24 protein-coding genes and 2 tRNA genes are annotated in these 26,900 nt (G+C 64.8%); 18 read left to right on the top strand and 8 right to left on the bottom strand.

Going from position 1 to position 26,900, the window contains the following annotated elements; translation table 11 throughout:
* Window positions 1-2: 2 nt before the first annotated feature.
* From QRO93_RS01035 to QRO93_RS00990, 10 genes are all read left to right on the top strand, one after another.
* Complete coding sequence (locus tag QRO93_RS01035; RefSeq protein WP_006429918.1) at window positions 3-665, top strand: MotA/TolQ/ExbB proton channel family protein; 663 nt, start codon at window positions 3-5, stop codon at window positions 663-665.
* 3 nt (window positions 666-668) lie between these two features.
* Window positions 669-1,091: a biopolymer transporter ExbD gene (locus tag QRO93_RS01030; protein WP_004152323.1), complete on the top strand. Its 423-nt coding sequence runs from the start codon at window positions 669-671 to the stop codon at window positions 1,089-1,091.
* Window positions 1,088-2,836: a lipid A export permease/ATP-binding protein MsbA gene (msbA, locus tag QRO93_RS01025; RefSeq protein WP_053449302.1), complete on the top strand. Its 1,749-nt coding sequence runs from the start codon at window positions 1,088-1,090 to the stop codon at window positions 2,834-2,836. Before QRO93_RS01030 ends, msbA begins: the two co-directional genes overlap by 4 nt.
* The gene (gene lpxK, locus QRO93_RS01020; protein ID WP_053449303.1) at window positions 2,836-3,855 is read left to right on the top strand and encodes a tetraacyldisaccharide 4'-kinase; all 1,020 of its coding nucleotides are present in this window, start codon (window positions 2,836-2,838) and stop codon (window positions 3,853-3,855) included. The genes msbA and lpxK overlap by 1 nt, the downstream gene beginning before the upstream one ends.
* A 75-nt stretch (window positions 3,856-3,930) precedes the next feature.
* Complete coding sequence (gene kdsB / locus QRO93_RS01015; RefSeq protein ID WP_180879826.1) at window positions 3,931-4,704, top strand: 3-deoxy-manno-octulosonate cytidylyltransferase; 774 nt, start codon at window positions 3,931-3,933, stop codon at window positions 4,702-4,704.
* The gene (locus tag QRO93_RS01010; protein ID WP_180879828.1) at window positions 4,701-5,189 is read left to right on the top strand and encodes a low molecular weight protein-tyrosine-phosphatase; all 489 of its coding nucleotides are present in this window, start codon (window positions 4,701-4,703) and stop codon (window positions 5,187-5,189) included. The genes kdsB and QRO93_RS01010 overlap by 4 nt, the downstream gene beginning before the upstream one ends.
* Window positions 5,186-6,598, top strand: coding sequence for a hypothetical protein (locus tag QRO93_RS01005; protein ID WP_180879830.1), 1,413 nt, complete (start codon window positions 5,186-5,188; stop codon window positions 6,596-6,598). The genes QRO93_RS01010 and QRO93_RS01005 overlap by 4 nt, the downstream gene beginning before the upstream one ends.
* Window positions 6,595-8,439 (top strand): excinuclease ABC subunit UvrC, encoded by a 1,845-nt coding sequence (gene uvrC, locus QRO93_RS01000; RefSeq protein ID WP_053449307.1) that lies wholly within the window; start codon window positions 6,595-6,597, stop codon window positions 8,437-8,439. The genes QRO93_RS01005 and uvrC overlap by 4 nt, the downstream gene beginning before the upstream one ends.
* A gap of 19 nt (window positions 8,440-8,458) precedes the next feature.
* Window positions 8,459-9,088, top strand: coding sequence for a CDP-diacylglycerol--glycerol-3-phosphate 3-phosphatidyltransferase (gene pgsA, locus QRO93_RS00995; protein ID WP_053449308.1), 630 nt, complete (start codon window positions 8,459-8,461; stop codon window positions 9,086-9,088).
* Window positions 9,089-9,232: 144 nt separating this feature from the next.
* Window positions 9,233-9,308: transfer RNA gene (locus QRO93_RS00990), tRNA-Gly, on the top strand.
* Window positions 9,309-9,367: 59 nt separating this feature from the next.
* On the opposite strand, the gene QRO93_RS00985 is transcribed toward QRO93_RS00990, so the two are convergent.
* Window positions 9,368-9,928: an Rrf2 family transcriptional regulator gene (locus QRO93_RS00985; RefSeq protein WP_180879831.1), complete on the bottom strand. Its 561-nt coding sequence runs from the start codon at window positions 9,926-9,928 to the stop codon at window positions 9,368-9,370.
* A gap of 284 nt (window positions 9,929-10,212) precedes the next feature.
* On the opposite strand from QRO93_RS00985, the gene QRO93_RS00980 reads away from it, so the two are divergent.
* The 6 genes from QRO93_RS00980 (at window position 10,213) to istB (ending at window position 17,445) form a co-directional block, all read left to right on the top strand.
* The gene (locus QRO93_RS00980; RefSeq protein WP_053512157.1) at window positions 10,213-11,424 is read left to right on the top strand and encodes an NAD(P)/FAD-dependent oxidoreductase; all 1,212 of its coding nucleotides are present in this window, start codon (window positions 10,213-10,215) and stop codon (window positions 11,422-11,424) included.
* Window positions 11,425-11,587: 163 nt separating this feature from the next.
* Window positions 11,588-12,694: an NAD(P)/FAD-dependent oxidoreductase gene (locus QRO93_RS00975; RefSeq protein ID WP_180879835.1), complete on the top strand. Its 1,107-nt coding sequence runs from the start codon at window positions 11,588-11,590 to the stop codon at window positions 12,692-12,694.
* A gap of 116 nt (window positions 12,695-12,810) precedes the next feature.
* Window positions 12,811-12,886: transfer RNA gene (locus tag QRO93_RS00970), tRNA-Gly, on the top strand.
* Between the two features lie 227 nt (window positions 12,887-13,113).
* A complete protein-coding gene (locus QRO93_RS00965) occupies window positions 13,114-15,048 on the top strand; it encodes an integrase arm-type DNA-binding domain-containing protein (protein WP_003097548.1) in 1,935 nt (644 codons plus the stop codon).
* Window positions 15,049-15,167: 119 nt separating this feature from the next.
* The gene (istA, locus tag QRO93_RS00960) at window positions 15,168-16,667 is read left to right on the top strand and encodes an IS21-like element ISPa36 family transposase (RefSeq protein WP_003097546.1); all 1,500 of its coding nucleotides are present in this window, start codon (window positions 15,168-15,170) and stop codon (window positions 16,665-16,667) included.
* Window positions 16,654-17,445: an IS21-like element ISPa36 family helper ATPase IstB gene (gene istB, locus QRO93_RS00955; RefSeq protein ID WP_180881086.1), complete on the top strand. Its 792-nt coding sequence runs from the start codon at window positions 16,654-16,656 to the stop codon at window positions 17,443-17,445. The genes istA and istB overlap by 14 nt, the downstream gene beginning before the upstream one ends.
* 212 nt (window positions 17,446-17,657) lie before the next feature.
* Here the strand turns inward: istB and QRO93_RS00950 are convergent, their stop codons facing one another.
* Window positions 17,658-18,965 (bottom strand): TolC family protein, encoded by a 1,308-nt coding sequence (locus QRO93_RS00950; RefSeq protein ID WP_003097539.1) that lies wholly within the window; start codon window positions 18,963-18,965, stop codon window positions 17,658-17,660.
* 206 nt (window positions 18,966-19,171) lie between these two features.
* Between QRO93_RS00950 and QRO93_RS00945 the strand changes: the two genes are divergently transcribed.
* Window positions 19,172-19,964, top strand: a protein-coding gene (locus tag QRO93_RS00945; protein ID WP_086009121.1) for an IS5-like element ISStma16 family transposase whose coding sequence is annotated in 2 segments (ribosomal slippage) — window positions 19,172-19,431 and window positions 19,430-19,964 — 795 coding nt in all. Because the reading frame shifts where the segments join, the coding sequence is not laid out codon by codon here.
* 523 nt (window positions 19,965-20,487) lie between these two features.
* Here the strand turns inward: QRO93_RS00945 and QRO93_RS00940 are convergent.
* A complete protein-coding gene (locus QRO93_RS00940; protein WP_023657317.1) occupies window positions 20,488-21,129 on the bottom strand; it encodes a LysR substrate-binding domain-containing protein in 642 nt (213 codons plus the stop codon).
* A 107-nt stretch (window positions 21,130-21,236) separates the two neighbouring features.
* Here QRO93_RS00940 and QRO93_RS00935 point away from each other — a divergent pair, with 107 nt between their 5' ends.
* Window positions 21,237-21,542 (top strand): helix-turn-helix domain-containing protein, encoded by a 306-nt coding sequence (locus QRO93_RS00935; RefSeq protein ID WP_003097526.1) that lies wholly within the window; start codon window positions 21,237-21,239, stop codon window positions 21,540-21,542.
* 4 nt (window positions 21,543-21,546) lie between these two features.
* On the opposite strand, the gene QRO93_RS00930 is transcribed toward QRO93_RS00935, so the two are convergent.
* The 5 genes from QRO93_RS00930 to QRO93_RS00910 all read right to left on the bottom strand — a co-directional run bounded on the left by QRO93_RS00930 (window position 21,547) and on the right by QRO93_RS00910 (window position 26,847).
* A complete protein-coding gene (locus QRO93_RS00930; RefSeq protein WP_003097524.1) occupies window positions 21,547-22,437 on the bottom strand; it encodes a LysR family transcriptional regulator in 891 nt (296 codons plus the stop codon).
* Window positions 22,438-22,668: 231 nt separating this feature from the next.
* Entirely contained in the window at window positions 22,669-22,953 is a 285-nt protein-coding gene (locus QRO93_RS00925; protein WP_003090336.1) for a CopK family periplasmic copper-binding protein, read from the bottom strand.
* A gap of 128 nt (window positions 22,954-23,081) precedes the next feature.
* Window positions 23,082-24,008, bottom strand: coding sequence for a copper homeostasis membrane protein CopD (copD, locus tag QRO93_RS00920; RefSeq protein WP_003097522.1), 927 nt, complete (start codon window positions 24,006-24,008; stop codon window positions 23,082-23,084).
* Window positions 24,009-24,012: 4 nt separating this feature from the next.
* Window positions 24,013-24,399, bottom strand: coding sequence for a copper homeostasis periplasmic binding protein CopC (gene copC, locus QRO93_RS00915; protein WP_003090319.1), 387 nt, complete (start codon window positions 24,397-24,399; stop codon window positions 24,013-24,015).
* 141 nt (window positions 24,400-24,540) lie between these two features.
* Window positions 24,541-26,847, bottom strand: coding sequence for a heavy metal translocating P-type ATPase (locus tag QRO93_RS00910; RefSeq protein ID WP_228777907.1), 2,307 nt, complete (start codon window positions 26,845-26,847; stop codon window positions 24,541-24,543).
* Between the last annotated feature and the right edge of the window lie 53 nt (window positions 26,848-26,900).

The following is a 26,900-nucleotide window of genomic DNA, read 5'->3' as shown; positions in this document are numbered from 1 at the left end:
ACGTGTGGGAACTGGTCAAGGCCGGTGGCTGGCCGATGGTGCCGCTGCTGCTGTTGGGCGTACTGGCTTTGGCGATCATCCTGGAGCGTTTCTGGTCCCTGCGGCGGACGGAAGTGCTGCCGCCCGGCCTCGGCCAGGAAGTGCGCAACTGGGCCGCGCGCGGCAAGCTTGATCCGGCCCATCTGCAGACCCTGCGTGCCAACTCGCCGCTGGGCGCGCTGCTGGCCGCCGCGCTGGAAGCGCGCAATCGCCCGCGTGACCAGATCCGCGAGCGCATCGAGGACACCGGCCGCCACCTGGTGCACCGCATGGAACGTTTCCTCAACGCACTGGGCACCATCGCCTCGGCGGGCCCGTTGCTGGGCCTGCTCGGCACGGTGATCGGCATGATCCAGATGTTCCTGGGCATCCTCGACCACGGCGTGGGTGACGTGAACCAGCTGGCCGGTGGCATCGGCAAGGCCCTGGTCTGCACCGCCACCGGCATGATCGTGGCGATCCCGGCGCTGATGTTCCATCGCTACTTCAAGGGCCGCATCCACGGCTACGTGGTGGAGATGGAGCAGGAAGCCAGCGCATTGCTGGATACGCTCGACGGTCGCCCCGGAGTGATGAACCCGGCCGCGGCGGTGCGTTCGTCCAACGCTGCCACGGCGAAGGCCTGATCGATGCGTATCGGCAACGACCGGTCCCAGGATGAGCCGCATATCGACCTGGTGCCACTGATCGACGTCATCCTGGTGCTGATCATCTTCTTTGTGGTCACCACCACGTTCGATGCGCGTTCGACGCTGCAGGTGCAGCTGCCGACCGCCAGCCAGCAGCAGACCAACGAGCCGCCGCGCTCGCTCAGCGTGCTGATCAACGCCGAGGGCCGCTATTTCATCAATGACCAGGAAGTGCTGCGCAGCGACGTCGAGTCGGTCAAGCAGACCATTGCCGCCGTGGCGGGCAGTGATCGCGAGCAGACCGTGCTGCTGCGCGCCGATGCACGCACTCCCTACCAGGCCGTGGTGACCGCGCAGGATGCGCTGGGCCAGCTCGGCTTCCGCCGTATTGCCATTGCAACAGCACCCGAGGTGCGTCCATGAGTTCCAAACACGCGCCGGTGTGGCCGATCTACAAGCGTCTGCTGGGATATACCCGTGCCTACTGGGTCCTGATGGTCGCCGCTGTCATCGCCATGGCGGTGGAGTCGGTGGCCGGGTACTTCTTCACCAAGCTGATGGAGCCGCTGGTCAACCGCGGCTTCGTCAATCCCGAGCCAAGGATGGCGGTGATCCTGCCGTTGACCATCCTCGGCCTGTTCCTGATGCGCAGTGCCGCCACCTGGGTCAGCGACTACGCACTGGCCAAGACCGGCCGCAGCGTGGTGCGCGACCTGCGTGAGCAGGTACTGGCCAAGTACCTGCACCTGCCGTCCTCGCACTTCGATACCGAATCGACCCCGGTGATGGTCAGCCGCCTGAATTTCGACACCGAGCAGGTCACCCAGGCCAGCGCCGATGCGCTCAAGACCGTGGTCGCCGATACCCTGACCATCATCGCGATGCTGGCGGTGATGCTGCAGATGAGCGTCAAGGTCACCGTGGCGATGCTGGTGGTGGTGCCGATGATCGGCGTGATCGTGTCCTACGTCGGCAAGCGCTACCGGCGTATCAGCCGCGGCATCCAGGACGGCATGGGCACGATGGCGCAGACCGCCGAGCAGTCGCTGGCCGCGCAGCAGGAAGTGAAGGTGCACGGCACCCAGCAGCATGAGATGTCGCGTTACTCGCGCCTGGCCAACCGCATGCTGGCACTGAACATGAAGGTGGAAATCACCCGTGCCGGCGCGTCCAGCGTGGTCCAGTTCCTGGCCGCGCTGGCGCTGGCGGTGATCGTCTGGGTGTCGACCCGCGAAGCGCTCGCCGGCCGTCTGAACGCCGGCCAGTTCATGGGCCTGATGATCTCGATGACCGCGATCATTCCCTCGCTGCGCCGCCTGACCAGCGTGCAGTCCTCGATCTCGCGTGGCGTGTCCGCTGCCGAGCGCCTGTTCGGCATCCTCGACATGCCGGTCGAGCGCGACGAAGGCCGCAACACGGTGCAGCGCGTGCAGGGTGAACTGGCCTTCGAGCACGTCATGCTGCGCTACCGCGCCGACAGTGGCATCGCGCTGGATGACATCAGCTTCGTTGCCAAGCCGGGCACGGTGACCGCCATCGTTGGCCGATCCGGCAGCGGCAAGACCAGCCTGATCCGGCTGGTACCGCGCTTCTACGAACCCAGTGGTGGGCGCATCACCCTCGACGGCGTGGCCCTGGACGACTATCCGCTGGCCGATCTGCGCCGCCAGGTGGCGATGGTCGGGCAGAAGGTCATGCTGTTCGACGACACCATCGGCGCCAACATCGCCTATGGCATGGACGCGACCGATGATCAGATCCGCGCGGCCGCCGAAGCGGCCAATGCGTGGGAATTCATCGCACGCATGCCGCAGCAGCTGCAGACCCCGGTCGGCGAGAACGGCGCGCTGCTGTCCGGCGGCCAGCGCCAGCGCCTGGCGATCGCGCGCGCGATCCTGCGTGATGCCCCGATCCTGATCCTCGATGAAGCCACCGCCGCGCTCGACAACGAATCCGAGCGGCTGGTACAGGATGCACTGCAGCGCCTGATGCCCGAGCGCACCACGCTGGTGATCGCACACCGCCTGTCAACCATCGAGCATGCCGACCAGGTGCTGGTGATGGACCACGGTCGCATCGTTGAACGCGGCACCCACAAGGAGCTGCTGAGCATGGGTGGCCTGTACCAGCATCTGCACAGCATGCAGTTCCGCGAAAGGCAGGACTGATGGCTGGCAAGGGTACCCAGACCCCGCCGTACTGGTACGACGGCAGCCCGGTTCCCTGGGCGATGCGCCTGCTGGCGCCGCTGTACGCCGGTGTCACCGCGCTGCGCCGGCGTGCCTATCGGCGCGGCTGGCGCAAGCACTACACGTTGCCGGTGCCGGTCATCGTGGTCGGCAACATCACCGCAGGCGGCACCGGCAAGACGCCGTTGACCATCGCCCTGGTCGAGCGCCTTCGTGCCGCCGGCTGGAAGCCGGGCGTGGCCAGCCGCGGCTATGGCCGCGAGGATGCGGACAAGCCACTGTGGGTACAGGCCGACACGCCGACCGCCAAGGGCGGCGACGAGCCGGTGCTGATCGCGTGGAAGACCGGCGTGCCGGTGCGCGTGGATCGTGATCGCGTTGCCGCTGGCAAGGCGCTGATCGAGGCCGGCTGCAATGTGATCGTCTGCGACGATGGCCTGCAGCACTACCGGCTGGCACGCGACATCGAAATTGAAGTGGTCGATGCCCAGCGCCGCTACGGCAATGGCCGGATGATTCCGGCCGGACCGCTGCGTGAGCCGGTCAGCCGCGCTACCGAGTGCGACTTCCGGGTGGTCAACCTCGGCCAGGCCGATGAGGATGCCGCAGCCCAGGCCTGTGGATTCGGCCAGTGGCCGATGGCCCTGCACATCGACAGTGCGCAGCCGCTGGCCGGTGGCCGTGCGCGCCCGCTGTCGTATTTCAAGGGCCAGCGTGTGCACGCGGTGGCCGGCATCGCCCATCCGCAGCGCTTCTTCGACATGCTGCGCGCGCGTGGCATCGGCGTGGTGCCGCATGCCTTTGCCGACCATCAGGCGTATCAGCCGCAGGACCTGTCCTTCGGCAGCCAGCTGCCGGTGCTGATGACCGAGAAGGACGCGGTGAAGTGCCGTCAGTTCGGCAACGACTGGCACTACGCCGTCCCGCTGCGTGCCGAGCTGCCTGCTGCGTTCTGGGTGGCGCTGACCGATCGCCTGGACAAGCTGAGACCGAACTGAGTGGCGCGGCGGCGCTTGCATTCACCTGCCGCCGGCCGCATTCCTGTTGCAACGAGCCTGCCGAGTACCGCCCGCATGACCGAATTCGTCGTCGCCATCCCGGCCCGCTATGCCGCATCGAGGCTGCCGGGCAAGCCGCTGCGCCTGCTGGGCGGTGAGCCGCTGGTCCTGCACGTGGCGCGCCGCGCGCTGCAGGCGGGTGCTGGCGAGGTCTGGGTCGCCACCGACGACCAGCGCATCGCCGACACGCTGTCCGGGCTGGCCGAAGTGAAGGTGGCGATGACCGCAACATCGCACGCGTCCGGCACCGACCGTCTGGCCGAGTGCGCGCGCATTGCCGGCTGGGCCGATGACACCGTGGTGGTGAACCTGCAGGGCGATGAACCCTTCGCGCCTGCGGCTGGTATCCGCGCAGTGGCCGACGCGCTGGTCGGCGGCAATGCGCCGATGTCGACCCTGGCCACCACCGTCGAGGACGCGCACACCCTGTTCGACCCGAACGTGGTCAAGCTGGTGCGCAACGTGCGCAACGAGGCGATGTACTTCAGCCGTGCGCCGATCGCCTGGCACCGTGATGGCTTCGCGCGCAGTCGCAACACGCTGCCGGACGGCCATGCCTGGCTGCGCCATATCGGCATCTATGGCTATCGCGCCGGCTTCCTGCAGCAGTTCGCGGCGATGCCGCCGGGCCAGCTGGAGCAGGTCGAATCGCTGGAACAGCTGCGGGTGCTGGAGGCCGGCTATGCGATCAGCGTGGCGATCTCGCCGGAACCGTTCCCGCCGGGCATCGATACTCCCGAGGACCTCGAGCGCGCCGAAGCGCTGCTGCAGGCGATGGGCGCGCGATGAAACTGCTGGTCGTCTGCCTCGGCAACATCTGCCGTTCGCCGATGGCCGAAGGTGCGCTGCGCGCACGCCTGGAGGCCTCGCCGCTGGCCGGGCGGGTGCAGGTCGATTCGGCGGGTACCGGTGACTGGCACGTCGGTGAGCCACCGGACCGGCGCGCGATCGCCTGCGCGGCCGGGCACGGCGTGGACATTGGTGGCCTGCGTGCACGCCAGCTGCGGGCCGTGGATTTCGACCGCTTCGACTGGATCCTGTGCGCTGACGAAGCCAATCTGCGCGATGCCGGTCGCCTGGCTGCACCCGCCCAGCGCGAGCAGCTGGCGTTGTACCTGCCGTGGTCGGGCGGAGAAGGGCGGGTGGCGATCCCGGATCCCTACACCGGTGGCAACGATCACTTCGAGCAGGTCTGGACGCTGGTCGACACTGCTGCGGAACGTGTCGTGGCACGACTGTTGCATGACGCCGACTCCGGCATAATCGGGCCATGAACGTCCAGCCCGTCCCGGACCTGCCCGAGTTCGCCACCTGGCTCAATGCCACCCCCTGCACCCTGACCGAGCTGCGCGGTCGGCCGGTGGCGCTGTTGTTCGTCAACGCCGCCTCCGCCTGGAGCGCGCAGCGGCTGGCCGAGTTCGGCCAGTGGCTGTCACGCCACCCGGGCAAGCTGCAGCCGCTGGTGCTGCAGGTGCCGCGCTTTGATTTCGAGCGCGACCCGGGGGCTGCATTGAAGCTGCTGCGCCGGCAGGGCCTGACGATGCCGGTGCTGCTGGATGCCGACTGGGATGGCTGGCGTCGCTTTGGCATCAACGCCTGGCCAACGATGGTGCTGCTGGACGCGCAGGGCCGCGAGCAGCAACGGCTGGTCGGGCAGGGCGCGCCCGGTGAGCTTGAGCGTGCCTTGAACGCGCTGTGCCAGGGCGCCCCTTCGGCGCCGCCGCGGGGAGGCAGCGAACTGCATCCGGAGCCGCGCCAGGCCTTGCGTTTTCCGTTGGGGCTGGCCGTCAGCACCGAGCGCCTGTACATCGCCGACAGCGGCCATCACCGCATCCTCGAATGCAGCCATGGTGGCCGCATCCTGCGCCAGTTCGGGCTGGGTACCGCCGATTTCATGGATGGCAACCTTGCCGAGGCGGCGTTCCATCGACCGCAGGCGCTGGTCCTGGAACGCGACGCGCTGTACGTGGCTGATACCGGCAACCATGCGGTGCGACGCATCAACCTGCTCACCGGCATCGTCGACACGCTGTGCGGCAACGGCCGCCCCGGCGCGCCGGTGGAGGGCCCGGTTGCGCAGGCGCGGCAGGTATCGCTGGACCATCCGGTCGGCCTGGCCATCGCCGACAACCAGCTGCATATCGCCATGGCCGGCGACAACCGCATCTGGAGCTATCACCTGGGCCAGCGCAGCCTGCAGTGGCGCGCCGGCAGTGGTGCCATCGACGAGCGCGACGGCAGTGGCCACCTGGCCGCCTTCGCCCAGCCCAGCGCGCTGGCGGTGGTGCAGCAGGTGCTGTACGTGGCCGACGCGCTGGGGTCCTCGATCCGTGCGCTGCAGTTGCGCGGCGACCTGGTGCAGACGCTGGTCGGGCAGGGGCCCTGGCGCTTCGGCAATGAGGATGGCCCGCGCGCGCAGGCCCGCCTGCAGTTCCCGCAGGCGATTGCCTTGAGTCCGGACGCTCCGCTGCTGTGGATCGCCGACTCCGGCAATGGCCGTCTGCGCACGCTTCGCCTGGGCGGCGGCGAACTCACCGCCCAGCCGCTGCCGCGTCGCCTGCAGGGCCCGGCCGGGCTGGCGGTGGGCGCCGGCGCGGTGTGGATCGCCGAGACCGATGCCCACGCCGTGCTGCGCCTGGACCCTGAAAGTGGCGTGCTCAGCGAAGTACCGATCAGCGAATGACCGACGTTCCCGCCCCGGCCTTTGATGGCAAGGCCTTCGCGGCCCATCTCAGCACCGCACCCGGCGTGTACCGCATGTACGCGGCCGACGACACCTTGCTGTACGTGGGCAAGGCGCGTGCACTGCGCAACCGCGTCGGCAGCTATTTCAATGGCAGCCCGAAGAACGCGCGGATCATGTCGATGATCTCGCAGATCGCGCGCATGGACGTCACTGTCACGCGCTCGGAAGCCGAGGCGCTCCTGCTGGAAAACCAGCTGATCAAGTCGTTGTCGCCGCGCTACAACGTTTCCTTGCGCGACGACAAGACCTACCCGCATGTGCTGCTGACCCGCGAGGACTGGCCGCGCATCGCGCTGCATCGCGGCCCGCGTGCCATTCCCGGCCGCTATTTCGGGCCGTACCCGGGTGTCACTGCGGTACGCGAGACGCTCAACCTGATGCACAAGCTGTTCAAGCTGCGCAGCTGCGAAGACAGCGTGTTCCGCAATCGTTCGCGACCGTGCCTGCAGTACCAGATCGGTCGCTGCAGCGCACCCTGCGTGGAGTTGGTGGCGCCCAGCGAATATGCCGAGTCGGTGCGTCGTGCCGCGCTGTTCCTGGAAGGCAAGAGCGATGAGTTGACCCGCGAGCTGGGCGAGCAGATGCAGGTGGCCAGCGAGGCGTTGGAATTCGAACAGGCCGCACGCCTGCGCGACCTGATTTCCTCACTGCGCAGCATGCAGACCCGTCAGTACGTGGATGGCCGCGCCGCCGACCTGGACGTGCTGGCGGTGGCCATGCAGGGCTCGCAGGCCTGTGTGCTGCTGCTGGCGTTCCGTGATGGGCGCAACCTGGGCACCCGTCCGTTCTTCCCGCGCACCAATGGCGAGGAAAGCCCCGAGGAAGTGCTGGCCGCGTTCGTCTCGCAGTACTACATCGAATTCGAGCCGCCGCGCGAGATCCTGCTGGATCGCGAGATTCCCGATGCCGACCTGCTGGTCGCCGCGCTGTCGGCCTCGGCCGAACGCAAGGTGCAGCTGAAGTGGAACGTGCGTGGCGAGCGTGCCGGCTACGTCGAACTTGCCAGCCGCAACGCGCAGCTGACCCTGGCCACCGAACTCAACAGCCGCAACGCGCAGCACGCGCGCAGCGACGCGCTGCGCGACATGCTGGGCCTGGCCGAGCCGGTCAAGCGGGTCGAGTGCTTCGACATCAGTCATACCCTCGGCGAAGCCACCGTGGCCTCCTGCGTGGTGTTCGATGCTGCTGGCCCGGTGCGCGCGCAGTACCGCCGCTTCAACATCAGCGGTATCGAGCCGGGCGATGACTACGCCGCCATGCGCCAGGCCATCGACCGCCGCTTCCGCCGTGCCGTGGAAGAGCAGGGCGTGCTGCCGGACGTACTGCTGATCGACGGTGGCGCCGGCCAGTTGGCTCAGGCCCAGGCCGCGCTGGCCGACCTCGGCGTGGAAGGGGTGCTGCTGGTAGGCGTGGCCAAGGGCGTGGAACGCCGCGCCGGCCACGAAGCGCTGGTGATGCCAGATGGGCGCGAACTGCGGCCGGGTGCGGCCAATCCGGCGCTGCAGTTCATCCAGCAGGTGCGCGACGAGGCGCACCGCTTCGCCATCACCGGCCACCGCGGCCGCCGGCAGAAGGCGCGGATGACCAGCAAGCTGGAGGACATCCCCGGCATCGGGCCGCGCCGCCGTGCCAGCCTGCTCAAGCATTTCGGTGGCCTTGTCGGCCTGAAAGCCGCCGGCGAAGCGGAAATCGCCAAGGTGGAAGGCATCAATGACGCCCTCGCGGCGCGTATCTACGCTAACCTGCACGGGTTGGCCACGCCTGATGCGGCCGAGTAGAGAGAGAAGCACGCACGCCATGAAGTTGACCCTCCCCACCTGGCTGACGTTGTTGCGGATCGTGATGATCCCGGTGCTGGTGCTGGTGTTCTACCTGCCCTACACCTGGACCAACTTCGCTTCGGCGGCGATCTTCGGCCTGGCCGCGATCACCGACTGGCTCGATGGCTGGATTGCCCGCCGCTACCAGCTGGAATCGGCGTTCGGCGCGTTCCTCGACCCGGTCGCGGACAAGCTGATGGTGGCGGTGGCGCTGTTCCTGATCGTGCAGGGCCACCCGACGCCGTGGATGGCGTTCTGGGCGGCGGTGATCGTCGGCCGTGAGATCGCGGTGTCGGCGCTGCGCGAGTGGATGGCGGAGCTGGGCCAGCGTGCCAAGGTGCGCGTGGCGATGATCGGCAAGGTCAAGACCACCGCGCAGATGGTCGCGCTGCTGTGCCTGCTCTATTCGGTGGCACCGAACGTGCCAGTGGAAGACATCTGGATGGGCTGGCCGGTGTTCCACATCGGCGACTGGACCCTGGCGATTGCGGCGGTGCTGACGCTGTGGTCGGGCCTGCAGTACCTGCACGCCGCCTGGCCAAGCCTGCGCGAAGACGAACGCGCCGCACGCGAACGTTCGCGCCAGAAGAAGCTGGGCAACGGTTGATCGGGCGCGACATCCACGCATGGCGTGGATCTACTGGAAATGCTGCATCCACGCCAGGCGTGGATACGCACTGCCACGTGCCTCGCATACGCCAAAAAAACCGCTTGACGCCATTCCTGGAACAGGTAGAATTTCGCCTCCCAAGCGGGAATAGCTCAGTTGGTAGAGCGCAACCTTGCCAAGGTTGAGGTCGCGAGTTCGAGTCTCGTTTCCCGCTCCAGATTCAAGAAAAACGCTCCCGCAAGGGGGCGTTTTTCGTTTGCGTGCGCGCCACTGCGATCAATCATCGTCCTGTGCCGACGTGCGTGCGCGCATGCCGGTGATGCGCGCTTCTTCGCGTGCAATCTGGCGGTCGGCAAACCAGTCCTGCACATCGCCTGCAAAGCTCGCCGGGCGTCCCTTGCTCTGCACGCCCTCGGCAATCGACGCCAGGCTGGAACGCGCCAGTTCTTCGCGCATGGCCTTCTGCGCATTGATCATCACCGCGTGGATGCCGCACACGCCGCGGTTGGCCCAGCGCGGTGGGTTGCCATCGAACAGCGCGCAGCGCCCGCGGATCTCCTGGCAGTCGAACAGCGCCTTCTGTCCCTCAACGGCGTCGACCACATCCAGCACGCTGATGTCCTCGGGCGCACGCGCCAACTGGTAGCCGCCGCGGATGCCGCCGGTGGACTCGACGATGCCGGCTTTCTCCAGCTTCGGAAAGATCTTCGCCATGAAGGCTGCCGGCACGCCCTGCAGTTCGGCCAGGTCGCGGCTGCTGGGCCGCTGTTCCAGCGGCGGGACCAGCCAGAGCAGGCAGTGCAGGGCGTACTCGACGCCCGTTCCAATGTGGGCCATGGGACCGGTCCAGAAAAATGTAACGCGGACTATAGGGGCCTGAGTTACTGGCCGCAAGCGAGTGGTGCCCCATGCAGGGCATTGATTTCATTGGCGTTGTGGCTGGGGGAACGCGCACGGCAGGGGCGTGCTGGCCTGAACGGTCCGCCATCGACTGCTTGCGCCACATAACGCGGACTCATATGATCCGCGTTATGTGGCGTGCCGGCGCACCACATCACTCACGCCCCTGCCATCCACGCGCATGGGTGCCTGAATCTCATTTCCCAGAAGGACTTACCTCCGTGTCCAAACGCATTGTTGTCATCGGCGCCGGCTTTGCCGGCATGTGGAGCGCGCTGGCCGCCGCCCGTCTTCTCGATCAGGCCGCGCGCCATGATGTGCAGATCGTGCTGGTAGCGCCGTCCCCTGAGCTGCATGTGCGCCCACGCCTGTACGAAAAGGGGCCGGAGCGCATGAAGGCCCCGCTGCAGCCCATCTTCGATGCCGTCGGCGTGCACTACCTTGCCGGCCGCGTCGAGCACATCGATGTTGCCAACCAGCAGGTGCAGGTGGTGGGCCATGGTGCGGATGCCGCATCGCAGACGCTGCACTACGATCGCCTGGTGCTGGCCGCCGGCAGCCGCCTGAACTGCCCGCCGATTCCGGGCCTGCAGCAGCACGCCTTCAATGTCGATCAGATCGCCGACGCGGCGCGATTGCAGGTGCACCTGGAGCATCTTGCCGATCGCCCCGAAAACGCAGGACGCAACACGGTGGTGATCGCGGGTGCCGGCTTCACCGGTATCGAAACCGCAGCCGAAATGCCGGACCGCCTGCGCGACGTGCTCGGTGCCGATGCCGCAGTGAACGTCATCATGGTCGAGCGTGCCGAGGCCTTGGGTCCGGACCTCGGCGAAGGCCCACGGCCGGTCATCACCCAGGCCCTGACCGAGCTGGGCGTGTCGTGGCGGCTGGGTTCGGGCGTGGCCCACGTGGATGCCGAAGGCGTGACCCTCGAGAACGGTGAACGCATCGACGCCGCGACCGTCATCTGGACGGCCGGTGCACGTGCCAGCACCTTGGCCGCACAGATCCCCGGCCAGCACGACGCCGTGGGTCGCCTGCACGTCGATCGCACCCTCAAGGCGACGGGTGTCGACGCGGTATTCGCCACTGGCGACTGCGCGCACGCCGCCACGGACGACGATGGCAACGTAGCGATGATGTCCTGCCAGCACGCGATGAACCTGGGGCGCTCGGCCGGCCACAATGCGGCCGCCGACCTGATCGGGGAGGCGATGATTCCCTACGCGCAGCCCAAGTACGTGACCTGCCTGGACCTGGGGCCGTGGGGCGCCGTCTACACCGAGGGCTGGGACCGCCAGGTGGTGCTTTTCGGTGCGGAGGCCAAGGCGCTGAAGACCCGCATCAACACCGAATGGATCTATCCGCCCAGTGGTGAGCGTGCGGAGATCCTGGCGTTGGCCGACCCGCTTCGCATCGTGGTTGCCTGACAGCGCCAGGACGTTCAGCAAGCACCGCTCCCTGAAGGGAGTGGTGCTCCTCATGGCGCAGCACGTGCAAAGCACCGCTTCATCCCCACTTCACCGTCACCCCATCGCCCCGCCATGCTCTGGCTTGAAGCTGCATCCCTGATTTCCAGCAGGCCTTGCAGCAATGCCCCACATTCCCTCCGCTTACGACCAGGACGTGGTCATCGTCGGCGCCAGTTTTGCCGGTGCCGCCTGTGCGCTGGCTGCTGCCCAGTACGGCCTGCGCGTGTGCGTGCTGGAACGCAAGGCCGATCCCGGCGAGCGCCTGCACACCACCGGCATCGTGGTGAAGGAAGCGATGGAACAGACGTGGCTGGGGCGTATGCCGGAGCACCTGCTGCAACGCGTCGCGGATGTGCGCCTGTACGCGCCCAACCTGCGCAACGTGCTGCTGACTGCACCCGGCTACTACTTCCTCACCACCGATACGCCGAACCTGATGCGCTGGCTGGCCAGCGAACTGCGTGCGAACGGCGTGGACCTGCACCTGCAACAGTCCTTCACCGGTGCCCGCCGCAGTGGCGAAGGTTGGGATGTGGAAGGAGTGGGGCGCTGCGTCTATCTGGTCGGTGCCGATGGCGCGCGTTCGCGCGTGGCCCAGCGCACCGGCCTCGGTCGGGTGCGTGACAACCTTTACGGCGTCGAACGCGAGTTCGCTGGCCTGCAATTGCCGCAGGGCGATGCATTGCATTGCTTCGTCAGCAAGCGCTTCGCACCGGGCTATATCGGCTGGGTCGCACAGAATCCGACGGGCCTGCAGGTGGGCCTGGCACTGCGCCATGACCCGGCACAGGTGCGGCCGCCGGATATCGATGGCTTCCTTGAGCACGTGCGCGATGTGGTCGGCATTCCGCCCGCCGCGCGGCCTTCGGCCACCCGCGCCGGGTTGGTGCCGTGCGGCCGGCCGGACGGCCCGATCACCGGCCCTGGCGTGATCCTGACCGGCGACGCCGCGGGCATCGTCTCGCCGCTCTCGGCCGGCGGTATCCACTCCTCGTGGCGGCATGGCTGGGCCGTGGGCGATGCCATAGGCCGGCATCTGCGCGGCACCGGCCCACAGCCGGAGCATGTGGCGCGGCAGGTGGCGCCGGCGTTCCATGGCAAGCGCCTGCTGCGCTGGGCGATGGATCATCTGCAGGCCGATTGGCCCCTCAACGTACTGCTGCATACGGCAGCCACGCGGCGCGTCGCCGAGCAGATCTACTTCCACCGTCGCGGTCTTCGCACGTGAAGGGAGCAGGCCGGGGCGCCCAAGCCAGGCCGCTTACGCCAGGTGAAAATTCCTGTTGACGCCGTGCAGCAATATCGACACAATAGCGCTCCTTCGACGCAGGTCGAACGAAATCTGCGGGAATAGCTCAGTTGGTAGAGCGCAACCTTGCCAAGGTTGAGGTCGCGAGTTCGAGTCTCGTTTCCCGCTCCAATTTATGATCTACAGACTTCCACTGACGTCTGTAAGTCATTGAAAAGAGGAGCTTCGGCTCCTTTTTTCATTCCAGCGAAAGCCACGGAAGTCCACTGACAGCCACCATTTTTGAGGCCAAAAACAAGGCCAAAGAATGCGGGTCGTGCCGGTTCCGGGTTGTTGCTGGGGTTGGATCGGGATGACAAGCAGCATCGGGCCTAAGTCCAAGACTTAGGAGCTTGATGATGACACTCTCTGATCTGACCGTGCGGCAAGCCAAGGCCGCCGAGAAAACCTACAGCATCCCCGACACCGATGGCCTCGGCCTGGTGGTCGCCCGCACCGGCGGCAAGTCGTGGCATTTGCGCTATTACTGGCTCGGCAAGCAAAAGCGCATCTCCCTGGGGAACTACCCCGAGATCGGTTTGCGCGAAGCGCGCACCTTGCGCGACGAAGCCCGGGCGCTTCTGGCAAAGGGCGTCAACCCCCATACCGATCGGAAACAGAAGCGACACGCGGTCAAGCTTGCGGCCGACTACACCTTCAAGGCCGTCTTCGATGCGTGGGTCGAGCATCGCCGCAAGGAAATCAAGGAGGGCAGGAACAGCACGCTGTCGCAAATCCTGCGGATCTTCAACAAGGACGTGCTGCCTAGCCTCAAGCAGATGTCGATCTACGACATTCGCCGGCCCCAACTCCTGGGCGTCCTGGCGAGGATCGAGGAGCGCAAGGCGTTCACCACTGCCGAGAAGGTCCGCACCTGGCTGGGGCAGTTGTTCCGCTATGCCCTCGTCATCGTGGAGGGGCTGGAAGCCAATCCGGCCTCCGACCTGGACGTGGTGGCCGAGCCCAAGCCCCCGGTGAACCACAACCCCTACCTGCATCTTCCGGAGCTTCCCGAGTTCCTGCACAAGCTCAGGCTCTACAACCCTCGTGGTTGGCAGACCCAACTCGGCATCCGGCTGCTGTTCCTGACCGGCGTGCGTACCGGCGAGCTGCGGCTGGCGACCCCGGACCAGTTCGATCTCGACCGTGGCCTGTGGATCATCCCGCCGCAGATCGTCAAGCAACTCCAAGACGAGATGCGCAAGGCCGGCAAGCGCCCGCAGGACGTTCCGCCCTACATCGTGCCGTTGTCCGTGCAGGCCATCGAGATCGTGCGCTACCTGTTGGGTGTGATGAGGCCGGCCCAGGTCCATCTGCTCACGCACCGCAGCGAACTCAAGAAGCGCATCAGCGAGAACACCCTCAACGCGGCCTTGAAACGAATGGGCTACGAGGATCAACTGACCGGTCACGGCATCCGCGGAACCATCTCGACGGCGCTCAACGAGATCGGCTATCCCAAGATTTGGGTGGACGCGCAGCTTTCGCACTCGGACCCGAACAAGGTGAGTTCGGCCTACAACCACGCCAAGTATGTTGAGCCGCGCCGCCGGATGATGCAGGACTGGGCGGATCGTCTCGATCTGCTCGAACAGGGCCAAGTGGAAGCGGCCAGCGCGCACCTCACGATCCATATCGAGGGCGTGCCGGCCATGGCAGAGGAGGACAAGCCCAACACCATCGTCGCTGCTGCTTCTGCGGCATCCGTTCCGCCTGTGGTGGCCGAACCCATCGTCGTGACGCCAAACGACGGGGGAATCACATTCCAGCGACTGTCGCAGGTACCACCGCCCCCGACGCATGCGCCAGAGCCGGAGGTGTCTGTCATCCAGCGCGAGCGCGAGGAAATGCTGGTCATCTACGAATCGCCGAGCAGTCTGCCGGTCCCGCTGTTCGGCAAGTTGGCCGGGAAGTCCAAGGACCAGATCAACCGCGAGCTGAAGGCGGGCAAGCTGCTGTCCATCAGCTTGGGCAACCGCGGGCAACGCGTGCCCGACTGGCAGCTGGTACCCCTCAAGCACAAGCTGGCACAGGTGCTCATGAACCAGTGCCCGCATGCGGATCCGTGGGACCTGTACCGGATGCTGACCCGCCCACATCCGGACCTGGGTGATCGCGCAGCCATCGACATCGTGACACCAGGAAATTTGGGCATGGTCGTGCGGGTCATCGCGGGCACCCAGCAGCAGCCAAACAGGCCCGGACCTGACTCGTCTGTGCAAGGTATTCCAGAGGAGACTCGCCAGCGCATTCAACGGTTGCTAAATGATGCGGCAATGCTCGAAAGTGCCTGACGCTGTTGGCGCGCATCCAGAACTGACCCACTTTCGGCGGTGATGCGCGGGTAAAACTGACCCACCTGAAGCCCACATCCTGAGCATCTTTTGCTCGGGGGATTTCAGGAGTGATCACCATGGTCATGTTGGCCAAGATCCGGCGGATGCATTTCCGCGATGGCCTGCCGCTGCGCGAGATCGCCAAGCGCACGGGCCTATCCCGCAATACCATCCGGCGATGGCTGCGCAGCGGCCAGTCCGAGCCGGTCTATCCCAGGCGAGCCTCGCCCTCCCGGCTCGATCCCTACCGGTCCCAGTTGGAGACGTGGCTGCGTGCCGACAGCCATCGTCCCCGGCGGGAACAACGCACCGCCAAGGTGCTGTTCTCGCAGTTGCAGGCGATCGGCTATCCGGGCACCTACACCCGGGTGACGGCCTTCATCCGCCAGTGGAAGGCGGCCGGCGGCGCCAGCCGCCGCCCGGCCTTCGTGCCGTTGCACTTTCCTCCGGGTGAAGCCTTCCAGTTCGACTGGAGCCGCGAGTACGCCTTCGTCGGCAGCCACGCCAAGATGCCGCTGGATCTCGCCCACGTGAAGCTGGCCTGCAGCCGCGCCTTCTGGTTGGTGGCCTATCCCACCCAGAGCCACGAGATGCTGTTCGATGCTCATACCCAGGCGTTTACCGCCTTCGGTGGCGTGCCGCGCCGCGGCATCTACGACAACATGAAGACGGCGGTGGACGGGATCGGCCAGCACCGGGAACGGCGGGTCAACGCCCGCTTCCACGCCATGACCAGCCACTACCTGTTCGCCGCGGAGTTCTGCAACCGCGCCGCGGGTTGGGAGAAGGGGCGGGTCGAGAAGAACGTGCAGGACCGGCGCCGACAGATCTGGATCGAGGCCGGGGCCCGCCACTGGCCAGATCTGGACACCCTCAACGCCTGGCTCGCCAGCGAGTGCCGCGCCGCTTGGCCGATGCAGGCGCATCCGGATGCCTCCGACATCACCGTGGCCGAAGCTCTGGAGGACGAACAGCCCCACCTGATGCCGATGCCCGCGCCCTTCGACGGCTACATCGAGCGGCCGGTGCGGGTCAGTTCGACCGCGCTGGTCAGCTTCCAGCGCAACCGCTACAGCGTGCCGTGCGAACACGCCCACGCCGTCGCCAGCCTGCGCGTGTATCCCTTCGAACTGGCCGTGGTGGTCGGCGAGGCCGAGGTCGCCCGCCACCGGCGCAGCTTCGAGCGTGATCGGGTCCACTACGACTGGCAGCACTACATCGCCCTGGTCCAGCGCAAGCCGGGGGCACTGCGTGACGGCGCGCCGTTCCTGTCCATGCCCGATCCGCTGCGCAAGCTGCAGCAGGTGTTGCTGCGCCAGCCTCACGGCGACCGCGCCATGGCCCAGGTGCTGGCCGCCGTACCCGTGCACGGGCTCGAAGCGGTACTGGTGGCGGTGGAACTGGCACTCGAGTCCGGCCTGGTGCGCGCCGACCACGTGCTCAACGTGCTGGGGCGATTGCAGCATCCGGACCGCACGATCGAGACGGTCGCCTCGCGAGTGACGCTGCGTCATCCGCCGGTGTCCGATCCGGCCCGCTACGACGCCCTGCGGGAGGCAGATCATGTCGACGCCTGAGCTGCCGCTGCGCATGCAGCAGCTCAAGCTGCACGGCATGGCCAGCCAGTGGCCCGAACTGCTGGCCAAGATGCGCCTGCACACCATGGAGCCCGAACACTGGATGGCCGAACTGCTGCAGGCCGAGTCCGCCGAACGGCAGGTTCGTGCCCAGGCCAACCAGATGAAGGCCGCACGTTTCCCCGTCCATCGTGACCTGCTCGGGTTCGACTTCGCGGCCAGTCCCGTTGATCGCGCACTGGTCGAACGACTCCACCAGGGTGACTTCATCCACACCCCCGAGAACGTCGTCCTTGTCGGTGGACCGGGCACCGGCAAGACCCACCTGGCCACCGCCATCGGCATCCAGGCCGTGCGCCAGCATCGCCTGCGCGTGCGCTTCTTCTCCACCATCGAACTGGTCAATGCGCTGGAGAAGGAACAGGCCCAGGGCAAGGCCGGGCAGATCGCCCTGCGCCTGACCTATGCCGACCTGGTCATCCTCGATGAACTGGGCTACCTGCCGTTCACCCCCTCAGGCGGCGCGCTGCTGTTCCACCTGATCAGCAAGCTCTACGAGCGCACCAGCCTCGCCATCACCACCAACTTGGCCTTCTCCGAATGGGGTCAGGTGTTCGGCGACGCCAAGATGACCACCGCGCTGCTGGATCGCATCACCCACCACTGCCACATCCTGGAGACCGGCAACGACTCCTGGCGGCTGCGCAACAGCACCGCCGCCAACAAGACCAAAGCCAGAATCAGGGCAAAGGAGGCCACCACCCAGACCACCAACTGATACCCTCAGCCCCGTACACCGGGTGGGTCAAAGTTCAACGCGCAGCCTGGGTCAGTTTTAAGTGCGCGCCAACAGACGTTGGCAGCGGGGGAGCCGCTGAGGTGGCCGGCGCGCCATTGGGCGACGCCCCATCCAACGGCAATACCGGCAGCAACCAGCGTCAAGCCGGCAAGGATGTTTCTCGAAGAGGTATTCATGGCGAGGGTCTCCACTCAGTCCGCGATCAGGCTGTTCAGTCGGGCGACGAGGCTGTCGCGCTGCGCTCCAAGGTCGATCAGACGCATGCGCGTCTCCAGCACCTGGGCGCGTGCACTGAGCACAGCGCTCAGGTCCCCCTTGGCGGATCGGTAGTTGCTCAATGCAAGCGCCGCTCGGTTCCGTACCAGTTGCAAGCCGGCGGTCTGCAGGCGGTCGATCTGGCTGTTCAACGCTTGGAGTTCGGCGGCGCTGTCGTCCAGCTCCTGCAAATGCCGCCGCGCCACGTCTTCGCGTTCGGCGTCCAGACGTTCCAACTCGTGCCGTTTTGCCTCGATCATGGGCACTTGGCGTCGATCCTTCTGCCAAGGCAGATCGAATGTCACCTGAAATGACACCATGTCGCCCCATCGGCGATCACGCCGGCTATAGGCTATCTCCCAGGCCCAATCGCCGCGGGTCTCTGATTGGGCTTCGCGGGACTCGGCCCGGGCCATGCTTTGCATCGCCGGATAGAGTTCAAGCTCCGCGTGATTCGCCAGTTCTGTGCGCAGTTGCGCGACGGGGCGAGTGAGCGGGCCTGGATCGCCTTGCAGTGCTTCGTCGGCCCTGGAGCCCACCCAGCGCCGCAACGCGGCCCTGGCCTTGGCCCGGTCCCGCTGTAGATCGTCACGGCGGTCCGTGAGTGTCAGCGCCTCCTGTTCCGCGACCAACAGATCGCCAGCCTGGGCGGTGCCGCCGGCGACGCGAGCGGGGAGACTGTCTTGCAGGCGCTGGTTCTCCGCGAGCAGTTCCGTCAGCAGTATCTCCCGTTGCTCCACCGCCTGCGCGGCGATCCACGCCAGGCTGAGTTCCTGGCGGATCTGCAATCGCTGCAAAACCAGCGCCGCGCGTTCTCGATCCACACGCGCCTGCGCGCTGGCGACCTGGGCGTCGCGCTTGGCCCTGTTGGGCACTTCCTGCATGAGCGCCAAGCGCTGCATCGTCATGGATTCGCGCGTCATGCTCCAGCGATCCATGCCGCTGATGGGGTAGTTTTCGATGCCGAGCGAGAGCTTGGGGTCGGGCAGCGAGCCTGCTGCCTTCTGCACGGATTCGGCGACGTTAACCTGCAACTGCTGCGCGCTTATGCGTGGGCTCTGCTGCTCCGCGATAAGGCGTGCCTCAGCAAAATCGAGGGCGTAGGCTACAGGCGAGACAAGCGCACTGCCCGCCAACGCGATGCTGATAGCTTTCAGACGATGCACTCGCATCGAGGCCGGCGTTGTGCCTCGGCCGTACGCCGACGGGCGCCCCTCGGGGGCGCCAAAAAAGGGAGTAAACATGGTTGTCCTCGGAATTGGTATTCACGAAATCACGTGGTCTGCCGCATCGGTGCGCGGCGAGCACGGACACATAAATCAATTCCGCAGGACTTGGAACGTGAGGTAGATCGGCGGAAAGCCCGCGCGGGGATTGGGAGGAATGTAGGTAACGTGCCGCCTGAGAACGTGTTCAAAGTCTCGCCCTCTTGATGTGAGAAGCTCGCTGGGTGAGAAAAGGCTACCCCAGCGACATCAAGCGCGAGCAGTTCGAGGTGATCCGGCCATTGCTGGAGAGTGCGCGCAGAAAGACTGCCCCACGCAAAGTGGAGCTGTACGAGGTGTTCTGCGCCGTGCTGTACCTGCTGCGCACGGGCTGTCAGTGGCGGGCACTGCCCAGCGACTTTCCCAAATGGCGCACCGTGCACTCGTACTTTGCCATCTGGAGCGAGCCACGCGAGGGTGGCAGCCTGCTGGAGCAGGCATTAAAAAAATCAGGTTGGCGCGGCCCGCGAGAAACTGGGGCGCAACGCCTGCAGCACGCTCTTGATCGTGGACGCGCAGAGCGTGAAGAACACGGACACGGCGGGCTTGAAGGGCTATGACGCAGGCAAGAAGGTCTCGGGCATCAAGCGCCACATCGCGGTGGACACCCAGGGATTGCCGCATGCGATAGCGGTGACCACGGCCGAGGTGACGGACCGCAAAGGCGCACTGCAGGCGCTACAGCGCTGCAAGCCCCGGTTGAGCCGGCTACAAAGCCTGCTGTGCGATGCAGGCTACATCGGTCGGCCGTTCGCGCAAGGCGTGCAGCAGATTCTGGGAGGGCATGTGACGGTGCAGATCGCCAAGAGAAGCGAGCTTCACACTTTCAAAGTGATGCCCAAGCGCTGGGTCGTGGAACGCAGCTTTGCCTGGCTGGACAAGAACAGGAGGCTGTGGAAGAACTGCGAGCGATGGCTCAACACCAGCCTGCAGTTCGTCCACTTGGCATTCTTGGTGCTCTTGCTCAAAAGACTTTGAACACGCTCTGAGGGCTACCCGGTCGAGAACCAACCCGGGCAGCGAGTTGGCGAGCCACATCACGTGCGCCGCGAGAAACTGAATGTCCAGCCCCTGCCATGAAAGCGCCGACTCCCGATCGCCACTGCAATGAGCGTGGCACAACTGTGGCGCTTCGCTGTCCATGGAATCAGGCATGCCGGTGCAATCCGACATTGGCAACTTGTCAGCCTGCTGCATCGAGATCGTGGCACGCATTTGCGTGGTTTCCACAGATGCCCTCGGGTCTGGCTTGGGACAGACGTACATCGCCATCGCAACCTGCGAGAAAAGCAAGGTTACGACTAGGCCGCTGGTAATCCAGCGGCTCCATCTTGCGAGAAGGCGCCTTAAGCCGATCATGCGGACATACTATTGGAAGTTGTAGGGAGTTGAATTGATCAAGGTCAGTTTCCAGGATGAATTGATGCGTCTGGACGGCGCCTTGGCCCGAACCGGCACCCGCTGCAAATCCACCGGCAAGGGCGGGCACCGCACGTGGTTGTCATGCTTTACGCGCCTCGGCAACTCGCAAGGCTCTAAGCTCAAATCGATCAGCTACAAGATTCGTCTGTCCCGAGAGTCGCTGCAGGTGCGTAATGACCTCGTAGGGGCCATCGGCTATTGGGCGCGTGCAGATTCCGCACTGGCTAGCGGTTTCGATGCGTGATCGCGAGGAAATCCCTACGCCATATCCAGCTGCGACCCAGAGCAATAACATCTCAAAAGAACTGACATGCTGGACATTCGGCCTTTCCGTTGATGACATGGAGGACAGGTACTGGTCCAGCGAAGGAGAATATTCGGCCTTCCATCGAAACACGGAGTGCTCCTTAAGTTCGTCTATTCTGATTGACTGCTGCCGGAGCAGTGGGTATCGCAGCGGCGTGGCAAGAGCTGTCGCCTCGAACCAAATAGAAAGACTCTTCAGCGAAGAATCGCTCACCTGCTTCAGAGAAAGGCCGACGTCGAAGCGCCGTTTGTAGAGGCCCGTAATGAGATCGCTCGCCGTAACCTCATTAAATTCCATAGAAACTTCGGGCTCCTCCGCGCGCTGCAGGGCAAGCAATGCAGCTAGGTACGAAGAGGCCACACCAGGCGCTATGGCGAGCCTGAGCTGTGGGCGTGGGCTGGTGGCGTCGTGCATGAGAGGCCCCAAGAAGCGATAAGACAAGGATGGAAAGTCTTCATGATAGCTAGTTTGAGTTAAACTTAACGTGGTTAAATTGTTTGGACTGTTCGACGCTTCCAAGGATGGAGAAGCGAACTGTCCGACGAGGCCGTCCCCCAGGAACTACCACTTTCGACGCCGAGCCAGCGTTGGCATTCGGAGCGGCCGTTCGTGTCGCCCGCCTGACGCAAGGTGTTGCTCAGGAAGAACTGGCTGCGAAAGCAGGGATCGAGCGATCGCACATGGGCAAAATAGAGCGTGGGGAGCACATGCCCACTCTCGCTCTGATCTTAAGAATCGCCGCCGGACTCAAGCTCAGTGCTGCGGAACTCGTCAGCGCAGCCGAACGCAATCTTCGTGCCGCGGCGCACGATTCAGATAGGCATTGACGCTTTAGTCATCCGGAGGTCCTCGCAGACGTTCGATGAAGCGATCCAGCGAAACCGATGAGTTGCTGCTTTCTGGCCGAAGCAGATAGGTTGTGATTACCGCCGTGTCCTGCGCCAGAGGGCGAATCACCACGTCCGGCCTCTGGCTGATGGGAATCTTGGTCGCCGTCATGAAACCAATCCCATAGCCTGCGCCGACGAGCGTTAGCATCATGTCCAGCGACGACACTTCTTCGACAACGTTGAGTCTGTGTTCCAGAACCTGTAGCAGCCGATTTAGTTCTCGGCAGTAGCCTTCGCAGGCCAGTTTGTCGCACAGAACCAGTGGGTGACCCTGAAGTTCGTTCAGCGGAACTTGCTTGTGCGCAAGAAGCGAGTGCCGCGCTGGCACGGCGATCACAATCGGGTCTCGCCAGATCGGTTCAGCCACGATGCCTTCGCCAACATCCGCCGCGTGTGCAAATCCGATCGTGAAGTCGCCAGACCGTAGGCCCCGTATCTGCTCGGTCAGCGGTACCTCGGAGAGACGTATCTCGACCTCGGGCTCTTCCGCGCGGCAACGAGCTAGGAACGCCGATAGTCGTGGGTCCATCGCACCATCGGAAATTGCAATGCGCAGGCTGCCCCTCAGGCCCGCGGCAATGGCTCTGGCATTTTCACGCGCTTGCTCCAGGACAGTGAAGAGTCGGCGGGTGTCCTGCAAGAATGCCGCCCCCGCCACGGTCAGCCGTGTGCCCCTGCGGTCGCGGTCAAACAGCGTGACCCCAAGCTCATCTTCCAATTCCTTGATCGCGCGAGACAAGGGGGGTTGCTCTATATGCAGCCTCTCGGCCGCCCGCGTGAAATGCAACTCCTCTGCCAAGACGACAAAGCATCGTAGATGACGCAACTCCATAAATCGGGCTCCTCGCAAGTTCTCATTCGCGCCAGATGTCCCGTGGACGAATCACGGTGGACGGGGAGGCTGGATCCATTTCAGGGAAGTTGATGCGCTTGACATCGCAAAAACTGGCACCTTGAGCGCTCGTGGTTGCTCGTGACGCGTCCCAAGCGCGCGCGCCCAATCGGGGCGCGCGTCTCTGTCACACTGTGCAGAAGCTTTGAAAAGCACCGCACACCCGCGGCGTCATCCGCCGTGCTCTTTTTGTAGCAGCGACCCGAGGCGAGCGACTTCATTGCTGGTGATCGCGATGTTGCGCCCATCCTTCGTCGACACCGAAGCTCCGACATTGAGATAGACGGCGCGCCCGAAGCGGCTTTCCTGTGCCATCTTTCCGTCCTTGAAGATGTACAGCGTTCCCCCGTCAGCCAAGGGAACCATTTCCTTGGCTGCTTGGGCTGCTGCATGACCGGCGAAGGCTGGCACGGAGAGAGCGCTCAACAGGGCGGCAATGACAATTTGCGATTTCATGATCGACTCCTTTGTAAAAACGACGACAACTTGCGCCGCGTCGTTAAATGTAGAAGCAGGCGGTCTACAGAGCGCTTACCCGTGCATTACATTCAATTCATGTGCTGTCATCTGCCGCCCATGAAGGACTAGGTTCCAGTGGGAGACAAGATGCCAAGCCATGCAACGCTCGCCAGAACCAAAACGGCCAAGGTCGCCTCCGTGAACAGACTCTGTCTAAGCTTGATGACTGCCTGTGCGCGATTGCCTGCCTTCAAAGCAGCCTCCAGGCTCGGGCTCAACCGATACCGATTGGCAGCAGCCAACGCCAGCATGCCTGCGAAAAGCAAGAGCTTTACCATCAGCAGCCGGCCATACAGCGTCGAGATGAGCGGATCAAACGATGGTCCGGCGATCAACAGGTAATTGAGAATTCCACTCACGACGAGTGCAGCCACGATCGCTGTACCTATGCGAGCAAAGCCATTCGACGTCCGACTGAGGACCGCTACCGGGTCTTGCGCGACATCCTGCTTGTGGGATGCCAGCATCAAGAACGCCACCAATGCGCCCACCCAAGCGCCCGCTGCCCAGAGGTGCGTGATATCCGACGCAAGATGGATGTAGCCGCGAACGCCGTCGTCCATCGCGCCGTGGCCTGCCCACGCAAGGGTCGCCAGCGCCACGCCGGTGGAGAGCGCCATCACTGCAAATCGCAAGGTAGCGTTCAATTTCAACATTGCGACGAGCACACACACCAACAGCGCGAGGATGCGAATGCACCAGGCGATGCCCATGTGCGTGCCCGTAATGAGCATGTCGAAGACGTGCGTTGACAGCTCCGCGTAGCTCTGGGCACCGGACATGGCCTTGGCCATGACCGTCATGCCCCACATCGACAGGGCAATGCCGATGGCAGCGGATGCGCCAATGAGGACGCGATAGCGGCGCGAGATCGTCGAGGATCGCTCGTCGTTGCCCAAAGCATAGAGACCGAACATGGCGACGCCAAACGCCGCCGCCAGGTCCAGATACAGCGCCAGGCGCAGGACGATGGTCAACCAATCCCCGGCCATGGGCTTACTTCACCTTGAAGGTGACGTTACCCGTGATCGGATGCGTGTCCGAGGAGACGGCACGCCATTCGACGCGATAGTCACCGGGCTGGAGCGCCTGTGCCGGCGTGATGACCATGGTCTTGCCGTCGCCGGCAGCCGCGACGCTGGCGTTGATCTTCATCGGGCCATGGCTCGCCATTCCCGGCATGCCAGTCATGACAAGGCTCGCGGCGGAGAACTGCGGCACCAGCGTCTCGGAGAACTTCAGTTCGATGGTGGCTGGCGCAGAAACCTGCGACTTGTCGGCCGGCGTTGAAGACACCAGCGAAGGATGCGCGAATGCGGCGGTGGCGAACAGACCAGCAGCGATCGGCGCGACGAGCTTGGCGATGAAATGTGAACGGGTCATAGAAGTTTCTACCTGGATGTGTGAGGTGTGGTTTAAGAACGAAATGCCGAGATAAGGCTTGCACCTTTGCAACGGCGTGGAACGAAAGAAACGGTTTGCTGGGCGATAGCAGGCTCCTGTAGTTTCAGAAAGAAAATCCGGTCACAGTCGGCTCGCTCTCAGGCGCAAGGCGTTGCCAACGACCGACGCCGAACTCAGGCTCATCGCCAATGCTGCGATCAGCGGCGACAGCAGCCAGCCCGTGAGGGGATAGAGAACCCCGGCGGCGATGGGGATGCCCAGCGCGTTGTAGAGGAAGGCGAACATGAGGTTCTGCTTCATGTTGCGCACGGTACTCACCGAGAGCGTGCGAGCGACAGCGATGCCACGCAGGTCACCCTTGACCAGCGTGACCTGGGCGCTGTTCATCGCCACGTCGGTTCCCGTTCCCATGGCGATGCCCACGTCTGCCTTCGCCAAGGCCGGCGCGTCGTTGATGCCGTCTCCGGCCATGGCGACGATGCGTCCTTCTTTCTGCAGTCGCTCGATCAACATGAGCTTGTCCGCCGGCTTGACCTCACCATGCACCTCGTCGATGCCTAGGCGTGCACCGACGGCTTTGGCGGTGGTCTGCCCGTCCCCGGTGGCCATGATGACCCGCAGGCCCGCAGCCTTCAACGCGGCCAGGGCCTCGGGGGTGCTGCCCTTGACCGGATCGGACACGGCGAGCAAGCCCGCGAGCTGCCCGTCCACCGCCAGGTACATGACGCTGGCCCCTTCGCCGCGCAGAGCTTCGGCCTGGGGTACGAGCGGTTCCACCGATACGCCAGACTGTTCCATCAGCACTGTGTTGCCCAACGCCAGTTGCCGGTGCTCAACCTTTCCGCGCACGCCGATGCCGGTTCCCGATTCAAAGCTCTGAGGCTTCACGAGTTGGAGGCCCTGGGCACGCGCGGCCTGCACGATGGCGTCGGCCAGGGGGTGTTCACTGCCCTGGTCCAGGCTGGCCGCAAGACGCAGCACCTCATCGTTCGTAAAGCCGGGGGCTGCGACGACCTGATCGAAAGCAGGTCGGCCTTCGGTCAGGGTTCCTGTCTTGTCGATGACGAGGGTATCGACCTTGCGAAGATTCTCGATCGCCGCGGCATCGCGGAACAGCACGCCCTGCGTGGCGCCACGGCCCGTTGCGACCATGATCGACATCGGCGTGGCCAGACCCAGCGCGCACGGGCAGGCGATGATCAGGACGGCCACCGCATTGATCAGTCCATAGACCCAGGTGGGCTGTGGCCCGAAGAATCCCCATACAAGGAGCGTCGTTACCGCAATGGCGACGACGGCCATCACGAAGTAGCCGGCAACGACATCGGCCATGCGTTGCATCGGTGCCTTGGAACGCTGCGCCTGGGCGACCATCTGGACGATCTGCGATAGAACGGTGTCCGAGCCGATCCGCTCCGAACGCATGACCAGCGCGCCGCTGGTGTTGAGTGTGGCCCCGATGACCTTGTCGCCCACGCGCTTGCTGACGGGCAGCGGTTCGCCGGTCAGCATGGATTCGTCAATCGAGCTGCTGCCCTCGTGCACGATGCCATCCACCGGCACCTTCTCGCCGGGTCGGATGCGCAGCAGGTCGCCGACGTGCACATGGCTGAGTGGCACGTCTTCCTCGCTGCCGTCCGCATTGATGCGCCGCGCCGTCTTGGGTGCCAGCCCCAGCAGCGACTTGATGGCTGCCGAAGTCTGGGAGCGGGCCTTGAGTTCCAGCACCTGGCCGAGCAGTGTCAGCGAGATGATGACGGCGGCGGCCTCGAAATACACGCCGACCCGTCCCATGGACATGAAGGAAGCTGGAAACACTTCCGGCGCAACGGTTGCCACAACGCTGTAGATGAATGCCGCACCCGTTCCCAGGCCGATCAGTGTCCACATGTTCGGGCTGCGGTTGACCACGGACAGCCAGCCGCGGGAGAAGAAGGGCCAGCCGGCCCACAGCACGATCGGCAACGACAGCACCAACTCGACCCAGCTCTGTGTAGCCATGTCCATCAGGTGCAGCCGCTCGCCCAGCATCGCCAGCGCCAAGACCACGAGCGTCAGCGGCAAGGTCCACCAGAAGCGACGCGAGAAGTCACGCAACTCCGGGTTGTCGTCATCGAGGTCGGGCAGCAGAGGCTCCAGCGTCATCCCGCACTTGGGGCAGGTTCCCGGATGATCCTGGCGGATCTCCGGGTGCATCGGGCAGGTGTAGATGGTTCCGGGCGCGGTTGGCGATGCCGCCGGGGCCGGTGAAACTGCGGTGCTGGCATGGTGATGCGGTGCATGGCCGCTGCCTGTGCCTATGCCCGCGTCACCGCTGGCATATCGCGCCGGATCGGCGTCGAATTTGGCCTTGCATCCGGTGCTGCAAAACAAGTACGTGTTCCCCAAGTGCGTGGAACGGTGCTCCGACGCCGCCGTGACCGCCATGCCACACACCGGATCTCGCGTCGCGGCATCGGGCTGCGTGTGGCTTGAGGACC

Source organism: Stenotrophomonas maltophilia group sp. Smal17, assembly GCF_030237045.1.
In the GTDB taxonomy this organism is placed as follows: Bacteria; Pseudomonadota; Gammaproteobacteria; order Xanthomonadales; family Xanthomonadaceae; genus Stenotrophomonas; species Stenotrophomonas forensis.
The sequence above is the reverse complement of the archived record's forward strand: the minus strand, read 5'-3'. Positions and strand labels throughout refer to the sequence as shown.

What these genes read in the sequence shown, in the direction of transcription:
- QRO93_RS00930 (WP_003097524.1), bottom strand. Translation starts at nt 22,437, where the DNA reads ATGGAGTTGCGTCATCTACGATGCTTTGTCGTCTTGGCAGAGGAGTTG.
- QRO93_RS00965 (WP_003097548.1), top strand. Translation starts at nt 13,114, where the DNA reads ATGACACTCTCTGATCTGACCGTGCGGCAAGCCAAGGCCGCCGAGAAA.
- QRO93_RS00935 (WP_003097526.1), top strand. Translation starts at nt 21,237, where the DNA reads ATGGAGAAGCGAACTGTCCGACGAGGCCGTCCCCCAGGAACTACCACT.
- QRO93_RS00975 (WP_180879835.1), top strand. Translation starts at nt 11,588, where the DNA reads ATGCCCCACATTCCCTCCGCTTACGACCAGGACGTGGTCATCGTCGGC.
- lpxK (WP_053449303.1), top strand. Translation starts at nt 2,836, where the DNA reads ATGGCTGGCAAGGGTACCCAGACCCCGCCGTACTGGTACGACGGCAGC.
- QRO93_RS00985 (WP_180879831.1), bottom strand. Translation starts at nt 9,928, where the DNA reads ATGGCCCACATTGGAACGGGCGTCGAGTACGCCCTGCACTGCCTGCTC.
- QRO93_RS01030 (WP_004152323.1), top strand. Translation starts at nt 669, where the DNA reads ATGCGTATCGGCAACGACCGGTCCCAGGATGAGCCGCATATCGACCTG.
- QRO93_RS00950 (WP_003097539.1), bottom strand. Translation starts at nt 18,965, where the DNA reads ATGTTTACTCCCTTTTTTGGCGCCCCCGAGGGGCGCCCGTCGGCGTAC.
- uvrC (WP_053449307.1), top strand. Translation starts at nt 6,595, where the DNA reads ATGACCGACGTTCCCGCCCCGGCCTTTGATGGCAAGGCCTTCGCGGCC.
- istB (WP_180881086.1), top strand. Translation starts at nt 16,654, where the DNA reads ATGTCGACGCCTGAGCTGCCGCTGCGCATGCAGCAGCTCAAGCTGCAC.
- QRO93_RS00940 (WP_023657317.1), bottom strand. Translation starts at nt 21,129, where the DNA reads ATGCACGACGCCACCAGCCCACGCCCACAGCTCAGGCTCGCCATAGCG.
- QRO93_RS00925 (WP_003090336.1), bottom strand. Translation starts at nt 22,953, where the DNA reads ATGAAATCGCAAATTGTCATTGCCGCCCTGTTGAGCGCTCTCTCCGTG.
- istA (WP_003097546.1), top strand. Translation starts at nt 15,168, where the DNA reads ATGGTCATGTTGGCCAAGATCCGGCGGATGCATTTCCGCGATGGCCTG.
- QRO93_RS01010 (WP_180879828.1), top strand. Translation starts at nt 4,701, where the DNA reads ATGAAACTGCTGGTCGTCTGCCTCGGCAACATCTGCCGTTCGCCGATG.
- copD (WP_003097522.1), bottom strand. Translation starts at nt 24,008, where the DNA reads ATGGCCGGGGATTGGTTGACCATCGTCCTGCGCCTGGCGCTGTATCTG.
- copC (WP_003090319.1), bottom strand. Translation starts at nt 24,399, where the DNA reads ATGACCCGTTCACATTTCATCGCCAAGCTCGTCGCGCCGATCGCTGCT.
- msbA (WP_053449302.1), top strand. Translation starts at nt 1,088, where the DNA reads ATGAGTTCCAAACACGCGCCGGTGTGGCCGATCTACAAGCGTCTGCTG.
- QRO93_RS00910 (WP_228777907.1), bottom strand. Translation starts at nt 26,847, where the DNA reads ATGGCGGTCACGGCGGCGTCGGAGCACCGTTCCACGCACTTGGGGAAC.
- QRO93_RS01005 (WP_180879830.1), top strand. Translation starts at nt 5,186, where the DNA reads ATGAACGTCCAGCCCGTCCCGGACCTGCCCGAGTTCGCCACCTGGCTC.
- pgsA (WP_053449308.1), top strand. Translation starts at nt 8,459, where the DNA reads ATGAAGTTGACCCTCCCCACCTGGCTGACGTTGTTGCGGATCGTGATG.
- kdsB (WP_180879826.1), top strand. Translation starts at nt 3,931, where the DNA reads ATGACCGAATTCGTCGTCGCCATCCCGGCCCGCTATGCCGCATCGAGG.